Origin of the sequence: uncultured Clostridium sp. (assembly GCF_937920395.1) — a bacterium.
In the GTDB taxonomy this organism is placed as follows: Bacteria; Bacillota; Clostridia; order Clostridiales; family Clostridiaceae; genus Clostridium_AD.
The window spans coordinates 1-18,397 of record NZ_CALEVF010000280.1; the positions used below are offsets into that span (position 1 = coordinate 1).

General features: G+C 27.8%; 21 protein-coding genes. 11 read left to right on the top strand and 10 right to left on the bottom strand.

The window, feature by feature from the left end:
• On the top strand, window positions 1–653 hold a 653-nt coding region (locus Q0649_RS17680; RefSeq protein ID WP_298845109.1), incomplete at its 5' end, for a TRM11 family methyltransferase.
• Window positions 654–859: 206 nt separating this feature from the next.
• Here Q0649_RS17680 and Q0649_RS17685 read toward each other — a convergent pair.
• Complete coding sequence (locus Q0649_RS17685) at window positions 860–1,012, bottom strand: lmo0937 family membrane protein (RefSeq protein WP_298845111.1); 153 nt, start codon at window positions 1,010–1,012, stop codon at window positions 860–862.
• Between the two features lie 184 nt (window positions 1,013–1,196).
• Here Q0649_RS17685 and Q0649_RS17690 point away from each other — a divergent pair, with 184 nt between their 5' ends.
• From Q0649_RS17690 to Q0649_RS17700, 3 genes are all read left to right on the top strand, one after another.
• Window positions 1,197–1,520, top strand: a complete 324-nt coding sequence (locus tag Q0649_RS17690; RefSeq protein ID WP_298845114.1) for a hypothetical protein — start codon at window positions 1,197–1,199, stop codon at window positions 1,518–1,520.
• 165 nt (window positions 1,521–1,685) lie between these two features.
• Window positions 1,686–2,645 (top strand): ROK family protein, encoded by a 960-nt coding sequence (locus Q0649_RS17695; protein WP_298845117.1) that lies wholly within the window; start codon window positions 1,686–1,688, stop codon window positions 2,643–2,645.
• A 41-nt stretch (window positions 2,646–2,686) separates the two neighbouring features.
• On the top strand, window positions 2,687–2,998 hold the full coding sequence (locus Q0649_RS17700; protein ID WP_298845120.1) for a hypothetical protein: 312 nt from the start codon (window positions 2,687–2,689) through the stop codon (window positions 2,996–2,998).
• 71 nt (window positions 2,999–3,069) lie between these two features.
• Here the strand turns inward: Q0649_RS17700 and Q0649_RS17705 are convergent, their stop codons facing one another.
• Window positions 3,070–3,456, bottom strand: a complete 387-nt coding sequence (locus Q0649_RS17705; RefSeq protein ID WP_298845123.1) for a hypothetical protein — start codon at window positions 3,454–3,456, stop codon at window positions 3,070–3,072.
• Between the two features lie 261 nt (window positions 3,457–3,717).
• Here Q0649_RS17705 and Q0649_RS17710 point away from each other — a divergent pair, with 261 nt between their 5' ends.
• Window positions 3,718–5,733, top strand: coding sequence for a YgiQ family radical SAM protein (locus tag Q0649_RS17710; protein ID WP_298845235.1), 2,016 nt, complete (start codon window positions 3,718–3,720; stop codon window positions 5,731–5,733).
• Between the two features lie 50 nt (window positions 5,734–5,783).
• On the opposite strand, the gene Q0649_RS17715 is transcribed toward Q0649_RS17710, so the two are convergent.
• Window positions 5,784–5,969, bottom strand: coding sequence for a hypothetical protein (locus tag Q0649_RS17715; protein WP_298845125.1), 186 nt, complete (start codon window positions 5,967–5,969; stop codon window positions 5,784–5,786).
• A gap of 303 nt (window positions 5,970–6,272) precedes the next feature.
• On the opposite strand from Q0649_RS17715, the gene Q0649_RS17720 reads away from it, so the two are divergent.
• Window positions 6,273–6,761 (top strand): hypothetical protein, encoded by a 489-nt coding sequence (locus Q0649_RS17720; RefSeq protein ID WP_298845128.1) that lies wholly within the window; start codon window positions 6,273–6,275, stop codon window positions 6,759–6,761.
• Between the two features lie 88 nt (window positions 6,762–6,849).
• Here Q0649_RS17720 and Q0649_RS17725 read toward each other — a convergent pair whose 3' ends face one another.
• Complete coding sequence (locus tag Q0649_RS17725; RefSeq protein WP_298845131.1) at window positions 6,850–7,437, bottom strand: protein kinase; 588 nt, start codon at window positions 7,435–7,437, stop codon at window positions 6,850–6,852.
• 174 nt (window positions 7,438–7,611) lie between these two features.
• Here Q0649_RS17725 and pulA point away from each other — a divergent pair, with 174 nt between their 5' ends.
• Window positions 7,612–9,501 (top strand): type I pullulanase, encoded by a 1,890-nt coding sequence (pulA, locus tag Q0649_RS17730; protein WP_298845134.1) that lies wholly within the window; start codon window positions 7,612–7,614, stop codon window positions 9,499–9,501.
• Between the two features lie 111 nt (window positions 9,502–9,612).
• On the opposite strand, the gene Q0649_RS17735 is transcribed toward pulA, so the two are convergent.
• Window positions 9,613–9,795, bottom strand: coding sequence for a hypothetical protein (locus Q0649_RS17735; RefSeq protein ID WP_298845137.1), 183 nt, complete (start codon window positions 9,793–9,795; stop codon window positions 9,613–9,615).
• A 711-nt stretch (window positions 9,796–10,506) separates the two neighbouring features.
• Window positions 10,507–10,722, bottom strand: a complete 216-nt coding sequence (locus tag Q0649_RS17740) for a YwbE family protein (protein WP_298845140.1) — start codon at window positions 10,720–10,722, stop codon at window positions 10,507–10,509.
• 202 nt (window positions 10,723–10,924) lie between these two features.
• Here Q0649_RS17740 and Q0649_RS17745 point away from each other — a divergent pair, with 202 nt between their 5' ends.
• The 3 genes from Q0649_RS17745 (at window position 10,925) to Q0649_RS17755 (ending at window position 13,315) form a co-directional block, all read left to right on the top strand.
• Window positions 10,925–11,554: a hypothetical protein gene (locus Q0649_RS17745; RefSeq protein WP_298845143.1), complete on the top strand. Its 630-nt coding sequence runs from the start codon at window positions 10,925–10,927 to the stop codon at window positions 11,552–11,554.
• A gap of 233 nt (window positions 11,555–11,787) precedes the next feature.
• Entirely contained in the window at window positions 11,788–11,946 is a 159-nt protein-coding gene (locus Q0649_RS17750; protein WP_298845146.1) for a hypothetical protein, read from the top strand.
• A 220-nt stretch (window positions 11,947–12,166) separates the two neighbouring features.
• Window positions 12,167–13,315, top strand: a complete 1,149-nt coding sequence (locus Q0649_RS17755) for an aminotransferase class V-fold PLP-dependent enzyme (RefSeq protein ID WP_298845149.1) — start codon at window positions 12,167–12,169, stop codon at window positions 13,313–13,315.
• A gap of 40 nt (window positions 13,316–13,355) precedes the next feature.
• On the opposite strand, the gene Q0649_RS17760 is transcribed toward Q0649_RS17755, so the two are convergent.
• The 4 genes from Q0649_RS17760 to Q0649_RS17775 form a co-directional block, all read right to left on the bottom strand.
• Entirely contained in the window at window positions 13,356–13,895 is a 540-nt protein-coding gene (locus Q0649_RS17760; protein WP_298845152.1) for a DUF4489 domain-containing protein, read from the bottom strand.
• Between the two features lie 175 nt (window positions 13,896–14,070).
• The gene (locus Q0649_RS17765) at window positions 14,071–14,640 is read right to left on the bottom strand and encodes a DUF4489 domain-containing protein (protein ID WP_298845155.1); all 570 of its coding nucleotides are present in this window, start codon (window positions 14,638–14,640) and stop codon (window positions 14,071–14,073) included.
• 154 nt (window positions 14,641–14,794) lie between these two features.
• Entirely contained in the window at window positions 14,795–15,562 is a 768-nt protein-coding gene (locus Q0649_RS17770) for a hypothetical protein (protein WP_298845158.1), read from the bottom strand.
• 281 nt (window positions 15,563–15,843) lie between these two features.
• Complete coding sequence (locus Q0649_RS17775) at window positions 15,844–16,611, bottom strand: hypothetical protein (protein WP_298845161.1); 768 nt, start codon at window positions 16,609–16,611, stop codon at window positions 15,844–15,846.
• Between the two features lie 230 nt (window positions 16,612–16,841).
• Here Q0649_RS17775 and Q0649_RS17780 point away from each other — a divergent pair, with 230 nt between their 5' ends.
• A complete protein-coding gene (locus Q0649_RS17780) occupies window positions 16,842–18,374 on the top strand; it encodes a hypothetical protein (protein ID WP_298845163.1) in 1,533 nt (510 codons plus the stop codon).
• The last annotated feature ends 23 nt before the right edge of the window (window positions 18,375–18,397 follow it).

Here is an 18,397-nt window from a genome sequence, read left to right on the forward strand (position 1 = left end):
TAGGTTTTCATGAGGGGCGTAGAATTGAATTTGAAATAGGTTTTAGCATACTTGGGGAATGTGAAATGAAAAAGCCAGAAAATATTTTTGGTATAACAAAAATAGCAAACATATGGATATTTGGTAAATGTGAAAGCAACAATTCTGAATGGTTACAAAGGAACAAAAAACCTTTTTCTTATTCTAATGCATTAAAAGTTAACGTTTGTAGAGCAATAGTTAATATAGCAGTAGGCAATAATTTAAACTGTAGTGTTGTAGATCCTTGTTGTGGTATTGGTACAGTACTAATTGAAGCTATATCAATGAAAATTAATATTAAAGGTTATGAGATAAACCCTCTAATTGGTAAAAATGCTAAGACGAATCTAAGGTACTTTGGATATGAGGATGTGATAACTATCGGCGATATGAATAATATTCAAAATAAGTATGATGTAGCCATAGTTGATCTTCCATATGGCATATTTACTCAAATTACGGCAGATGAACAGTTAGCTATCATGGGTAGTGCACGTAGAATAGCATCTAAAATGGTGATTGTTACTTTTGATGATATGAAAGAACAAATTAGATCTGTTGGATTTCATATAGACGATAGGTGTAGTGTATCTAAAGGAACTTTTCAAAGACACATATATATATGTAGTTAATAAAACCAAGTAGCACAATATTATTCATTTATAATTTAATTATACGTTAAAACTATAATCTATTACAACATTAAACTAATAACAAAAATAAGTATATCAGCTTTTATGCAAATATACTTATTTTTTGTTATCAATAGTGGTCTGTTTTGACGTAATATTAATATGATGTATTAATGTACAATAATAATTATTTATAAAATTGGTTTTTAGACTTTTTTTCTACCAGTAATCATATCTACTATAAATACTATTACGGCAACTACAAGTAATATATGGATCATACCACCACCTATTTTAAATATAAGCCCTAAAACCCAAAAGAACACTATTATTCCACCTAACCAACGTAAAAATCCCATATAAAAAACCACCTTTCATCTAGATGTTTATTTATTGTTATTATTTATTATAGTGAACCAAAATCAACTTAATTATGCGAAATCATTTCATTTTTAAATTTGGAGGAATAATTAGAATTATTGGTTACCTATTTTTTTATAATTTACTGTATAATGTAATTAATATAAAAGATAGGGTGATAAAATGTTTTTTAATAGTAAAAAGTTAAAAGCAAAAAAAGAAAATGAATTAAGACTTAAAAGAATTATTAATTTTGAAGTGAGATATGTCACAACTAGAGATCCAATTCAATACGGTGAATCTATAATAGGAAAAGGTTGTATAATAAATATTTTAGATAATCAATTTATCATTCAGAATAGTAATAATGTTATTTTTACACACTCTATAGAAGGTTTACAGGCTTCTGAATTAATGAGTCAAAACGGGATAATTTTAAGTTATACTGATGATAAAACAGGTAAATATATAGAAGTTATTGCATATTATAAGTACCATAGAAAATAAATGTATAAATAATTTTGTAAATTTATAAAATTATAAAGCATGAATACGTATATATGATATAATTTACTTGTACGTGGAATTATATAACTTACTATTAATATAATTATAAATAGAAATATTTTATCCAAAATAAATGATAGCAGCTGCTATGGAAGGAAGCATTGTATGTATATAGGTATTGATTTAGGAGGCACTAATATTGTTGTTGGTATTGTTGATGAGAACGGGAAAATAGTACACGAAAAGTCATGTGAAACAAGGTCAGAAAGAGAGCCACATGAACTAATAGAGGATATGATAGCTCTTGTTTTAAATGTACTAGACGAATTTCATATGCAAATTAACGAAATAAATGCTATAGGTATAGGTATTCCAGGTCTATCTGATAAAGAGGGTAATGTAATATTTTGTGTAAACCTTGGATGGAGAAATGTACCATTACGAAGGATGATAGAAGATGCACTTCATACACCTGTTTATATAGATAATGATGCTACTGTAGCTGCACTTGCTGAATATGAGAGTGGGTCTATGCAAAATTGTAAAAGTGGTTTAATGTTAACATTAGGTACTGGCATTGGTGGCGGAATTATAATAAACGGTGAAATTTATAGTGGCTTTAATGGAGTAGGATCGGAACTTGGACATACAGTTATTGGTGAAAATTTTTATGATTGTAATTGTGGCAGAAATGGTTGTTTAGAAACATTTGCATCATCAACAGCTATAATAAAATATGCTAAGAAACTAATTATGGAAATGAATGAACCTACTACAATTTTGGAAAATGTTGAGGGTAATATAAATAATCTAAATGCAAAAATTATTTTCGATTGTGCTAAAAAAGGTGATAAAATAGCAACACTCGCAGTTAATAGATTAATAAAATATTTAGGTATAGGTATTATTAATATAGTTAATTTTATTGATCCAGAAATAATAGTACTTGGTGGCGGGATTGCAGGGGCAGGACAATATCTTTTAGATTTGATTACAAAAGAAGTAATGGCAAATAAATACTACGAAGAATTACCTATAGCTAAAATTGTCTTAGCGCAGTTAGGAAATGAAGCAGGTGTAATTGGTGCAGCAATGGTTGCAAAACATGAAGATGTAAAACACTAAGATAAAATAATATTGTTATGCATTATTAAGGAGTGGTTATGATGAAAATTCAAGATATAATGTTAGGCGATTTTTCTAAGTATCCTGAGGAAACACAAATTTTTATGAAAGAATATACAGAAAAGCTTCGAGAGATTATAAAAGAAGAATTAATAAAAGATATATCAACAAAAATGCTTAAAGATATAGACCAAAGTAAAGAGTATTTTATGAATGTATTAACTGATATTTTAGATAATGGATATAAAGGTCTTAATAAATTGACTACTCAATCACTTATAGATAAATATCTAGTAAAGAAAAACGAGCAAGACTTTTTAAAATTGTTAGAAAAAGTAAATGATCAAGTCTAAATCCCTAAGGGTTTATTGAATTTTATAAAGATAGAATTTAATAAACCTAAATAGGATTAGACATATTAGGGTTAGTAATTAATAGATATTTCTCCACACAAAGTTGTATCTTTAGGTTGGGTCCAAATAGCTTCAATTAAAAGATTTACTTTTAACCCTGTTTTATATTTAAAAGATATCTCTTTATCATGTACCATATTATTATTTTCATAAACCACTATATTTCTTTTGGCTTTGTCTCTAATCACAATATGAAAAGTTCCATTTTGAGGCTGAAATATTTTAGCAGTAATAATTAAACTTGACCAAAAGGAATTATTAATACCAGTATCATAAAAGCCTTTTCCATTATGGATATTTATTTTAAAATCTTGTTGAATATTGTTAGTAGTCCCTGTTACTGCTTCTTCACTATATCTTATTTTTTTATTCTTTGTATTATCTATTGAACGTTGCATATATTTCCTCCTTATTTTATAAAATATTAAATTATAGTTTAAATGCATTCACTTTACAACATGAATTCATTATATTATACGCAAATATATAAAAAATGTTGTTATTAAAATTACAAGAAATTGTAATTTTTTTAATCCAAGAGATTATTAAATATATAATTCAAATTATTATTTTTAAAGAATTAATTCGTAAAGCATGATATAATTGTATTTTGAATTATATATTCAAACTTACGATTAAATCAAAAGAAGGTGGACTTAATTAAAGATAATAAATATTTACCTATTTGCATGCAAGATATTATAGATAGAGGTTGGACTGAATTAGATTTCATTATAGTTACAGGTGATGCATATGTGGATCATCATAGCTTTGGAACTGCAATCATTTCAAGGGTTTTAGAAAATGAGAGTTATAAAGTTGGAATAATAGCTCAACCTGATTGGAAAAATATAGATGATTTTAAAAAGTTAGGCAAACCAAGACTTGGATTTTTAGTTAATTCTGGGAATATGGATTCTATGGTTAATCATTATACTGTAAGCAAGAAAATAAGAGAAAAAGATTTATATTCTCCAGGTGCAAAGATGGGCCTAAGACCTGATAGAGCGACAATAGTTTATTGCAACAGAATTAGAGAAGCGTATAAAAATGTTCCTCTTATTATTGGTGGCATAGAAGCAAGTTTAAGGCGATTTGCACATTATGATTATTGGAGTGATAAGGTAAGAAAATCAATGCTTTTAGATAGCGGAGCAGATTTATTAATCTATGGCATGGGTGAAAAACAAGTTGTTAATATTGCAAAACTATTAAATGAAGATGTAGATATAAAAGATATTACAAATGTACTTGGCACATGTTATGTTTCGGAAAATACAGAAAATATAAAAGATTATATTGAAATAGCATCTTATAAAGAAGTATGTAGAGATGTACATAAATATTCACAGGCTTTTAAAATACAATATGATGAGCAAGATCCCATTCGCGGAATTGGTATTGTACAAAAACATGCTAATAAGTATCTTGTGCAAAATAAACCAGAAATGCCATTAACGAGAGAGGAATTAGATAAAGTTTATGGATTGCCCTATCAGAAGAACTATCACCCTAGTTATGAATCAATGGGTGGAATACCTGCTATAGAGGAAGTTCAATTTAGTCTAGTAAGTTCAAGAGGATGTTTTGGGAGTTGTGCTTTTTGCGCCATAACTTTTCATCAAGGAAGAATTGTGCAAAGCAGAAGTGAAAATTCACTAATTGAAGAAGCAATTCAAATTACAAAACTTAAGGATTTTAAAGGGTATATTCATGATGTAGGAGGCCCTACAGCTAATTTTAGAAGACCAGCATGTGATAAACAATTAAAAGTAGGTGCTTGCAAGGATAGGCAATGTTTGCATCCTAGCCCATGCAAAAACTTAGATGTTGATCATATGGAGTATTTAAAACTCCTAAGAAAATTAAGAGAACTTCCAAATATTAAAAAAGTGTTTGTACGTTCAGGACTACGTTATGATTATATTATGGCAGACAAAGATGACACCTTTTTAAATGAACTTATAAAGCATCATGTTAGTGGACAGCTTAAGGTTGCACCAGAACATGTTGCACATAAAGTTTTGAAATACATGGGTAAACCGGCTGGTAAAACTTATAATAAATTTTTGGAAAAATTCTATAAATCTACTGAGAAAATAGGGAAGAAGCAATACGTTATTCCTTATTTTATGTCTAGTCACCCTGGCTGTACACTAGAGTCCTCAATAGAACTAGCTGAATACCTTAGAGATATTAATTATCAACCAGAACAAGTTCAAGATTTTTATCCAACACCGGGAACACTTTCTACAACAATGTTTTATACAGGATTTGATCCAATAACGCTTGAAGAAGTTCATATACCTAAAACTAAAAATGAAAAAGCTATGCAAAGGGCGCTTCTTCAATATAAAGATCCGATGAAATATGATTTAGTATTATCCGCTTTAACACAAGCTGGAAGAGAAGATCTTATTGGTTACGGACCTAAGTGTCTAGTAAAACCTAGAGGAAAAAAGAATAAAGAACAATTTAATAAGCAGAGTGGGAAGCAAAAGGAATTTAAAGGTGTAAATAGAGATAAAATTAATACCGTAAAAAGTAAAACTAAGGATGCACCTATAAGCAAAAGGTTAAAAGATAAAAGTAAACCTATAATCACCCAAGGTAGGCCAAGTCATGGAATTAAAAGTAGCAATAAAAAGAAATCAAAACTTAAGAAAAGACAATAGTTAATTATAATAAATGCCTACACTCAATTAAAGAATGTAGGCATCTATTATTAATCTACAGTAATTATTTTGTTTATACTGTCTTGTTCTACAAGTTCACTTTTACTGAAACCCTTTCTAAAATATCTAATTTGCTTATATTTAACTTTGTTCATTTCAAAATCTAAAACGTCAATTCTATCACCACTATAAATAATAGCTTTTTTACTTCCTTTTAAATATACATGTATTTCCATAGTTTCATCTATTAGCTGCGAATCAGCTACTCCTTTCTTTATATTCTAACTTTAATAATATTAGTGTTGTATTTACATTAGTATTATATGAGCTTATTTTATTAAATAATATTCACTTTAAAAAGCTAGAAATTAAATAATATTATTTAAATTATAATGGTAATATATACATTTATCAAGGTAAAATAAAAGATTAATATTAGTTAACTATTTAGATAATAATGAATATAATATTAATAAACTAGCAAACCAATCATTTTAAAAAAAGACTACTATTGATTTAATTCTAAAGGAGATAAGATTATGATATGTAAAGAGTATTTATTGGATACTAATATTATTATAAAGGTGTGGAGTAAATATCCTACTTTGCTTGATACTATTGAAAATATAAAATCTATCGATTTTAAAATTTCTGAGGATATAGCAGGGGAATTATCAGTAAAGGAATATATAAAATTCAATGAAGATTTTATACTTTCAAATAAATTTTTAAAATTATTAGGTCATATCATTACTAATAATGAAATAGGTTCCAATTTTATCGACTGTAGTTTACCAAGTAATTTTATTAAATATCAACAAAATAAAAATTTATATTTAGTTAATGGAGATAAAATTTCAATAAATGATTATAGTTTAATTGATATCTGCGAAAAAAACAAAAAATATATTCTTGTAACGGATGATAAAAAGTTAATTCGAAATGCAAAAATAATATTAGATTCTTCAAGAGCACTGAACTTTCAAGAATTTTTAGATAATTTAAGAGACTTAAATATATTGCAATAAGACATTAGAATAAGAGACTGAAGCCTTCATGGATTACAGTCTCTTATTCTCTTTTGTATGATTATTTAATAAAGATAATTTATAAAACCTATTTAATACTTTTCTCTAAATATTGGTTAAATCTAAAACTCCATATTTTATACGTTTTTGGGCGTTTCTCATTAACTACTGATAAAAATTCATCTATTACTCCTAAGTTGTTGAGTCCTTTCATTAAATGCCTTGGATAAGTTACATTTTTAGAGTAATTGTTTTTAGGATCAATTACATTAATTGAAAAATCATCCATTAAAAACAAATCTTTACACCTAATATCTAGTCTATTAAATTTAAGTTTTGTAAACTCTTCAATAAGTTTAATTATGTTAAGTGATATTACTTCATTAATACCATGTTTTTTTATATATTTATCAAGACGTTTTCCACCTACATAATCTCTTACAATATAGTAAGCTCCATGCTCATATACGTTTGGAAAATATTTGCTTTTTCTAGTCTTAATAAAGATATTATATTCTCCCGAACAAACTTTCTTATCCTTAAAAATTTTAATTACTCTTTTGTTAGGCAGTAAATAAACTATTCCATTGTGACCAGATCCTAAAAATTCCGATGTTTTAAGCATTTTTTCAACTTTACTGTTTAATTGAATATAGCAATTTTTGTCTTCATTCATATTTTCATCTTCTTTATAATAGATATCACTATATTATATGAGAAAGGTGTATAATTATTTCCTAAATATATAAATGTTATCTTGATTAATATTATATTTAATAATATAATGTTAAGGAATATATATACAATTAATTAAGTAGTTTAGCTGATTATTAAGGAGAGATAGTTGATAATGACAAAAACATTAGATACTCAAGAATATATATACAATGGAAATGATTTAGGTGCTGTTTATTCTAAAGAAAATACAATATTTAAAGTATGGGCACCTACCATAGATAAAATATCGGTAATAGTTTATGAAACATTTAACGATTACTCCGGACAAAAACATGAAATGATTAAAGTCAAAAATGGAGTTTGGGAGCTTAAACTTGATGGAAATTATAAAAATAAATATTACAATTATTTAGTATTAAATGATGGGATAGAAATAGAGACCCCGGATATATATACTAAAGGTGCAAGTGCTAATGGTGAAAAGGGTATGATTGTTGATTTTCCTTCTATAAATCCATATAACTGGTCAAAGCACAAAAGACCGACATCGATTAATAGAACTGAATCAATTATTTATGAAATTCATATTAGAGATTTTTCATCATCAGAATATTCAGGAATGAAAAACAAAGGAAAATATTTAGCGTTTACTGAGAAGAATACTAAAACACCTGTGGGTGTTATTACAGGACTTGACCATCTCAAAGACTTAGGAATAACCCATGTTCACTTGTTACCTGTCTTTGATTTTGCAAGCGTAGATGAAAGAACAGAAGAATATAATTGGGGATACGATCCATATTTATATAATGTTCCTGAAGGCTCATATGCTACGAATCCCTATGATGGTACTGTACGAATTAGAGAGTTCAAAACTATGATCCAAACCTTGCATGAAAATGGTATTAGTGTAATTATGGATGTTGTATATAATCACACTTTTACTAATCTAAATTCTCCAATGGATATATTAGTTCCAAAATATTATTATAGAACAGATGATGATGGCAATTATACAAATGGTTCTGGTTGTGGAAATGAAATTGCGTCTGAAAAACCAATGGTGAGAAAATTTATAGTCGATAGTATTAAGTTCTGGGCTAAGGAATACAAAATAGATGGTTTTAGATTTGATTTAATGGCACTTCATGATATTGATACTATGAAGGAGGTTGAAAAGCAGGCTAAAATTATTAATTCAAATATTATTATTTATGGTGAGCCTTGGATAGGAGGACCATCTTCATTACCACAGAAAATGCAGATGAGAAAAGGTAGTCAAAAAGGCATGCAAGTATCTGTATTTAATGATGATCTAAGAAACGCATTAAAGGGAGATAATGATGGGGATGGTTTAGGATTTGTTAATGGGGGGAAGGGGTTTGAATTAGAAATTAAGAAGGGCATTGTAGGTGGAATTAAATATAATAATGATATATGTAATTTCACACAAAATCCGGGAGAATCCGTAAACTATGTAAGTGCTCATGATAACTTATGCTTGTATGATAAATTTGAGAAAAGTAACCCTCATAATACTCCTTTTGAAAGAGAAAAAATGAATAGGCTAGCTTTGGCCATAGTCCTTACATCACAAGGAGTTCCGTTTATCCAAGGTGGCACAGAAATATTAAGGACTAAACAAGGAAATCACAATAGTTATAACGCTGGAGATATGATTAATAAAATAAGTTGGGATAGAAAATCTGTGTTTTCACAAACTTATAAATATATTAAGGGACTTATTTCTTTAAGAAAAAATCAAAAGGTCTTGACATTAGACAACGAAAACGATGTAAGAAATTCATTGAAATTTCTTACATCGCCATATAACTGCGTAGCATATGAACTAACTTCAAAATTTGCAGGCAATTATGATAAATTACTTATAATTCATAATGCTAACAAAAATGAAATTAAATTTATTATACCAGATAGTGATGAATGGTTAATTATAGCAAATGAATTTGAAGTAAATGAACTAGGTGTATGTAGAGGTGATAAAACTTGTCTTAATGATATTATTGTACCAGCCATTTCTACCGTTATATTATGTAAATAGAAAAAAAACATTTGTAAAAAAAGCAAAGAAGCAACATTTTTAGAAATGTTGCTTCTTTGCTTTTAATGGATTATATACCAAAATATTTAATGGTTAAATAAAGTACGAAACCTAAGGTTCTATCTCAATATAAGCTATTGCCTTCTTATTAAATAAATATTTTTTACCCATATTGTTAACTTCATGAGGTCTTGAATTTTCAAAATTATAAAACCAGCTTTTAAATAAATCACTTTCAGATTGTTTTAAATCCAATATTTCACTTTCACCACTAATAAAAGAAATCGTTAACATTTTAGTCACTCCTTTTCAAGTAAATATTCTCTTATTATAACTATTCTCTATTTAAAAGGAATTTCCTCTTTTTATAACATAATTTATTAAAAAGAATTAAAAATAACATAATCATACTAAAATAATTTCCAAATATACTTAAATGTTAAATATATACATATATATTTATATAAAAAAAAGAAACCTTCACTAGGACAGGATTAGTGATAGATTTGTTTTTTTGTTATTAGTCTAGACATTCCAAACATTCATTTATCACATCTTCTGTGATTTCAAATACGTAATCTGTTCTCATTTAGGCACCTCCTTAATAGTATATGGGTACACAAAAAATACTAGTTGTAACTCATATAATGTGATTTAAATTCATTTTATAACAAATGAGATGTTATAATTGTTATCAGTACGTTATTCAAAAAAATTTACTAGGGATTCATTAAGAAATTTTCGAATGAAAAGGGTAAGAATTTGAGCGTGGGTTTTTAAAATTCATGTCTTCTCTTTTGTTAAGTGATTTAATGATCCGTTTTTAATGCGTTAGTACGTATTAGATAGTTTTTTTGGAATTTTTATTGTTACTAGGTAACTCTCTTAGTATATAACATTTTATCTTGAAATGCAATGAAAATTTTTAATAAAGTGCAAAAATCCAATTTATTATTAACTACTGATGTAATAATAAACTGGATTTTTATATTTAATTATTAATTTCTATTTTGAAATAATGGCTTGAACTCTTCCAACTTGTCCATCTTCCAACATAACCTTTATTCCTCTATGATGTACTGCTGAGTTTGTTAATATTCGTTGAACTATACCTCTAGTTAGGGTAGTTGTTCTTTGGTCCTTTTTCAACACAACATCCACTGTAGTACCAACTGGTACATTGCTTCTTATCTGTCCTCTGTTATCATTTTGGGTATTCATAAGCTTGTAGTCTCCTTTAATAAAATTACTTAAATGCCTATATGTTATTTTGAACATAATCTTTGTTTATATAAGCTTATCTAAAACAATACTCCATTTATCATTGTTTTGTCAAAATAAACTTCGTAGGTTTAAAAGAATAAAATAAATTAGTGTGGAGACCATATTATAGAAAATGTTTTTTTAGAAAGGAGATATTGTGATGTTAGAATCATTATTATTCATACCTGATAATCTTTTGAATCCGATTATATCATCTACTTCTATAATAATCGGTGCTATTTTGGGTGGCGTTTTCAGCTGGTTCATAAATAGAAATTCTACCGCAATATCAATTAAGACGCAAAGTAAAATTGAAAAAGCTACTAGAGAAAACGAGGAGCAAAATAAAGCATTAAAGCTTAATGAATATGCAACAATTATTCAATTAGACATATGTACAACATTATTTCAGAGTGTAAGAATGTTAAAAGAATTTGGTAAAGAGAATAAAATCAATATTTATCCTATACCTATGAATTTTAATTATGCACAGTCAATTGTTGCTTTAGCAAAAGATTTTAATTTGAAAGATATTAGTTATATTTATCAATTATATGGAATTATAGAAAAATTAAATAATGATACAAAAGGATACCATTATGATGAAAAACATTATACTTTAATAAAAGAAGATTATGAGATGTTTATTAAAAAAATTTATGGAGATAATTTTTCGAAGGTTTTAGAATTTAATATTGATATTGTTACATACGAAGATTTATACAACAATGAAATCATAAAACTTGGATATAAAAATGTACTTATTAAATTATATAATATTACTCATTAGATGTTATAAAAAGCAAATTCAGATATATTTTTAGTTTATATGGGAAAATCGGTCTAATTTACTGCTATTTTATAATATTGTATTGAAATTATCTAAGAACTACGATAAACTGATTAGTAGAGAACACAACAAGTTGAGTTTGAATGTATATAATAAATGTGGAAATTATAAATTGAAACATAAATTCTATAGTATCTGCCATTCTTGATTTGCTGCCAAAGGAGGAAGAATTTATGTCAAGTAATAATATTGAAATGATGAAAAAAATTATTGAGGAAAAAAAGAAGAAAAGTTCTGAGCAAAGTGGACTTTCAAGAGCGACTAAAGTGATTGGTAAAAAAAGCAAAGCAGCGAGAAGCACTAAAAAAACTGGCGGTGTATTTGATAAATAAATAGTTAATTTTAATAAAAACTATGTTACATAAAATAATATTAATACTAACTTAACAATAACTGGAAAATGAACGCCTATAGGGGGTTCATTTTTTTATGCAATCTTTTAATTATTTTAATAGTTTGAAAAATTAACAGTAAATTAAGCATAGAACAAAGCCTATGAAAATACTTATAGTATATAAAGAGTAAATGACATAAATAAAACAGGAGGAATTTATGATATATCTTGATAATGCTGCCACTAGTTTTCCGAAACCTGAGGTGGTCTATTCTGAAGTGTTAAAGTGTATGAAAACATATGCTGCAAATCCAGGTAGAGGTTCTCATAATATGGCGATTGCGGCTTCTTCTAAAATTATGGATACAAGGCAAGAATTAAGTGAACTTTTCAATATTCCTAATTTATTAAATATCATTTTTACATGTAATGCTACTGAATCTTTAAACATAGGCATAAAAGGAATACTAAAGCCAGGTGATCATGTTATTAGTACAGTAATTGAGCATAACTCAGTTTTAAGACCATTAAATTATCTAATTAAAAAAGGAGTAACTTTTACTCTTCTTGGGGTCGATGAAAATGGACATTTAAATATTAATAACATAAAAAAAGCCATCTGTAAAAATACTAAGGTTATTATAATAAACCATACTTCTAATGTTTTAGGAACAGTACAAGATATAAAGGCTATAGGACAAATTGCAAAAGAATCAGGAATAATATTTATGGTCGATTCATCTCAAAGCGCAGGAATTATACCAATAGATGTAGTAGAAGATAATATTGATCTATTAGCTTTTCCTGGTCACAAAGGATTATATGGTCCACAGGGAACGGGAGGGTTATATATAAAAGAAGGAATCAAGCTTGATTCGTATATTCAAGGAGGAACTGGAAGTGATTCACTGTCTATGAAGCAACCTAATTTTCTACCTGATAAATTTGAAAGTGGAACCTTGAATACACCTGGAATAGCAGGACTATGCGAGGGAATAAGGTTTATTAGGAAAATTGGAATAAAAAATATAAGAAATCATGAAATTATGTTAACAGAATATTTAGTAAAAGAATTAAGTAAATTATCCTATATTAAAATTTATGGAGGAACTGATTATAAAAATAGGGGAGCGGTAGTTTCTTTAAATATTGACAATGTAGATGTATCTGAAGTAGGAGATTTTCTTAATAAAAAAGGTATAGCAGTTAGAACTGGGTTTCACTGTGCACCACTAATACATCAAATAATTGGTACAGGACGAAAAGGTACGGTTAGAATAAGTCCAGGATATTTTAATAATATAGGTGATATTGAAAACCTTATTAAAGCTTTAAAAGATATACATGAAAAAAGGCCCTTTTTATAGGCCCTTTTTTCATGTATAATATTAAATATCAATAATACGATTATTTTCCTACTACTAAAGCTGAAAGTGTTGAATTGTTAAATGTTACGGTTGAAGTAGTTGCGCCTCCGTCTTCTACAGTAAGGGTGGCAACAGTACTTGCTGATATAAAATAAGTGCAGCAATCGATATTACAACTACTATAACAATCACAAATTAAAAAAGTAATTATATCAGTTATAACTGCTTCTGTAGAATATACCCATGAATTTCCTATTGCAGTTGCAACAGTTTCACCTTTACAAAGTCTATTTAATTGGAATGTAACAGCAACTGCTGTATCAGTTCCAGGGGTAATAACTAAATTTGTTGAAAAGTCGAACTTAATACATGGATCATTAAAACACCTTGTGCCTAAGCTAAGGGTAGCTAGTCTTGGAGTTAAAACTGCAGTGCCTGGGGTACCTACAGCAGTATCTGCTGTAGGTATTACAGTTACTGGATTTGATGCCTTACACTTTAATAAAGCTTTAGCTTCTCCAGCTTTATTGCAACAACTTTCTTTCTCATCTTGATAATAATCTTTTGAATGTAAATTCATTTATTTAATCCTCCTTAAATTTGATAACATAATTTGTAGCACAATAATAACATTTAGTAAGACTTCTATACTATAATATATGAATTAAAATTTTAAATGTTCTGATTAAAAATAAAAAGACCCTTTTTATAGGGCCTTTTTATTTTTTATGGAATTATTATTATCAATAATATAATTATCCTTCCACTACTAAAGCTACTAGTGTTGGATTGTTAAATGTTACTATTGCAGTGGCTGCTGTTACAGTACCAGTACCACCAGCTGTAGATACAGTACTTGCTGATATAAAGTAAGTGCAACACTCACTATCACAATCACAACCACTATCACTATCGCAATCACAAACTTTAAAAGTTATAATATCAGTTATAGTTGTTATTCCTGTTGTTGAATAAACCCATGGATTTCCAATTGCAGTTGCAATAGTTTCACCTTTACAAAGTCTATTTAATTGGAATGTAATAGCAGATGTTGCTGTTGTAGCTGAAGCAGTAATAGTTATATTATTTGCAAATTCGAATAATATGCATGGGTCATGAAAAGCACCTGTGTCTAAAGTAGCTGTAGCTAGTCTTGGAGTAATTACTGCAGTTCCTGGAACCCCTGCAGTGGTGGTTGATGTCGCAGTTACTGTTACTGGATTTCCAGCTTTACATTTTAATATAACTTTAGTTCCTTCTTCTTTTTTCTTTTTGCAGCCACACTCTTTTTCTTCTTCGTAATGACCTCTTGAATTTGAATTCATATATTATTCCTCCTTAAATTTAAAAGCATAATGTGTAGTATAAGAATTCTAAATGTACTGTTTACATAAGGCGGATATATTAGAATTCTTATACTATAATGTATGACTTAGATTTATAAATGTTCTAGTTAATTTTAATTATTTTAAAAATTACTTATTCTTCCTCTTCACATTCGCATTCATCATCAAACAAAGGTTTAAGTTTTTGATCTGGGAAGAATTTTGGAACTGGTGCTCGATCAAATTTTTCACAAGGGTCTTCTTCGCACTCTTCTTCACATTGGCAAGGTACTGGGCAATATCCATATGCCGGAATTAATAGCTGAACAATTAGTTCACATTTTACAATAAGATGAAATCCTAGGGTTACATCTAAAACACTTTCATCACAATCATCCTTGCAAAAGAATCCATCTAAACATTCTGCTACTAATTCAAGCTTTATAATTTCTGAATCAAGATCACTGGATTTACCAGTTGGCACAGTTGTAGCAGATATTTGCGCAATTGAATCTGGACAATATAGTTTTGGTATAACCTCTGTACGATTAATCTCATAAAATTCACATTTTGTTTCTCCATCACAGTTTATATATTCAGCATAAAATGAAATTACAAAACATACTATTACTTTTTTGTAACTAGGATTTTTTTTGAGTGGAATTTTCTCTACCGAAATAAGCTGTAATTTATAATCCCTGCAGCCTGTAAATACTCTTGGGTCTTCAAGAGGGTCACTTCTTAATTCTTCATCGGTATCTACAGTATCTTTACCGCATCCATAAACTAAACATCTTTTAATTAAGCATTGGTCAAAAACCTTTGGGATTTCAACGCAAACTAGTTCTGCTGGATCTGGAAGGTATCCTTGCTTATTAATTACACCCGGTCTTGCAATAAAATCATTATGAGAAATAGTCATTAATTATCCTCCTTTTATGTTAAATGATACACATCTAATTCGTGTTCTCTGTTTTATAGTATGCTGTTACAAATAAGATGTGATTGATAAATCAATAAATTTTAAAAAAGATTTTTAAATGGAGATTATATTTAAATATTAACATTCTAAAAGGCTCGTTTTATCGAGCCTTTTAATTATTATAGTATTATGTGAAGCGCTAATGGTTTTGTGTTACCATAGCGAAAATATTTCATTATTAATAAAGTAAGGTTGAGTAATTACTACAAAATATGGTATTATCATTCTTCACACTCATCATCACATTTATCATAAAACAAAGGCCTAAGCTTTTGATCGGGAAAAAATTTTGGAACTGGTGCTCGATCAAATATTTCACAAGGATCATCTTCACAATCTTCTTCACATTGCCTAGGAACTGAACAATAACCATATGATGGAATTAATAGTTGAACAACTAACTCACATTTTACAATAAGATGAAATCCTAATGTTATGTCTAAAATAGTTTCATCACATTCATTATTGAATAAATTACCATTTAAACATTCTGCTACCAATTCAAGTTTTATAATTTCAGAATCAAAGTCACTAGACTTACCAGTAGATACACAAGTAGCAGATATTTGTGCTATTGAATCAGGGCAATATAGTTTCGATATGACCTCTGTACGATTAATCTCATAAAACTCACATTGATTATCACCATTACAATCTGTAAAATCAGCATAAAATGAAACTACAAAACAAACTATTATTTTTTTATAACTAGAGTTTAATTTTAGTGGTATTTTTTCTAATGAAACAAGCTTTAGTTCAAAATCCCTGCAGCCTGTAAATGTTTTTGGATTATCAAGGGGATTACTTCTTAATTCAGCATCTGTATCAACTGTATCTGGTCCGCAGCCATAAACTAAACATCTTTTAATAAGGCACTGATCAAAAACTTTTGGAATTTCAATACAAACTAACTCAGATGGATCAGGAAGGTATCCTTGTTTGTTAACAAGACCAGGTCTTGGAATAAAATCATCACGAGTAATAGCCATTATTTCTCCTCCTTTTATGTCAAGTGGTACACTTTCAATTCGTATCACTTATGGTATAGTATGCTAGTGTATACTAGTTGTGAGTAATATGAGCTTCTATAATCTATGTGTTAATTTGCATTAGATTAATACAATATTAGTTAGGTGTTATATGTATTGTATCTAATATTAATTATTAGGTTATATATTACTTTGATATAAAATATAATTTCTATAAGGAGATGAGTAATATGATATTATGTAGCCCATGTATATTATACGATGGTGAAGATCATATATGGAAATTTTATGTAAATGATAATAATGATTTAATATACAATATAATGTATTCAGAAGATAAATGGACTAAAGAAAAGAAAATTGACAGCGAAGTTTTAGATTTTGTAGTAAGCTTAGATATGGATAACAAAATTTGCATTATATATAGTGTAAAAGTAGGGGAGCTTAAGTTTTGTGTATGGGAGGTTGACAGGTGGCTTGGAAAAACCATTTATACTTTTGAAAATAAAGAATATGAGATGTCAGAATTAAGTGTTATTACAATTTATAAATCAACCAATATATTTTTTATTGCTAAAAATAATTTAAGTAAAATAAAATGTTCATTAATTCATTTATGTTTAAATAAGGATGAAAGCATATTTAATACAATAGATACCATAACGTTTCAAAAGGATATTTTTTTTCATTATGAAGTACAAACCTTAGAAAATGACACTTTATCATTAATATTTATAAAAGGTGAAAAAAATGGATCATCAATAAATTTGGCAGAATACAAAAACAATAAATGGAGTACTCCTAAAAGATTGTATGGAATTATCGGTAGTAGTGTTAATTTTTATACAGCATTATATTTAGACAACATAAATATAATGAATTTGTCTAAAGAAGGCTCTTTATATGTGTTAGAAAATGTAGTAATTGGACCTGATGGAAAAATGAAAAGTTATAAAATACATGAAACTCCATGTAAACCAATTAATTTTTGTTTTGTTGAAATTAAAGGAATTCTTTGGGCAACGTGGGTTGAAGGTAAAGATGTTTATGTGTCTTCATATAAACACAAATGGAGTGAACCCTGCAAATATTATATAGAGGCTACTGATGAATTTTTAATATACAAATATTTATCTTTAAGTAATAAAGATAATGCTATAAAGTGTAGATATATACTAGGAACAAATTCGACGCAAATAAAGCTAGTATCTCCTAACTACACAAATGATTATAATAATAGTATTTCTCAAATTACCAAAGTAGATGAAAGAGTAACATTAGATTCTTCAGTTGAAAAAGGGAAAATAAATTTGCAAGAAGAAAATTTGATTTTGAAAAAAAACAATAGCGATTTTAAAAAAGAACTTATGGATTTGCAAATAAAATATCAACAAAAACTGAGAGTTATAGAGGAATTAGAAGATAATTTCTTTATGCTTACAAATGCAAAGAAAAAAGCTGAAGAAAAACTTTCTATAATAGCTGAGATTCAAAAAACTTCTATGAAAAAGTTGAAGGTAATGGAAATTGAAAAAATATCTAGTACTGTACTGCTAGATGATCTAACAAATAAATCACAAAAACTTACTAATGAATATGAAGGATTAAAAGAACAAAAAATATATAAATCTAATGTCATAAGTGAATTAAAAAATAAATTGCAACAATTAACTAGTGAAAAGGAAGCGTTAAGACAAGATTTAGATTTTGAAAAAAGTATTGGTATTGTAAATAGAATTTTCAAAAAAAAATCTGAAAAATAAATATAATAATCTCAAGAAAAAAT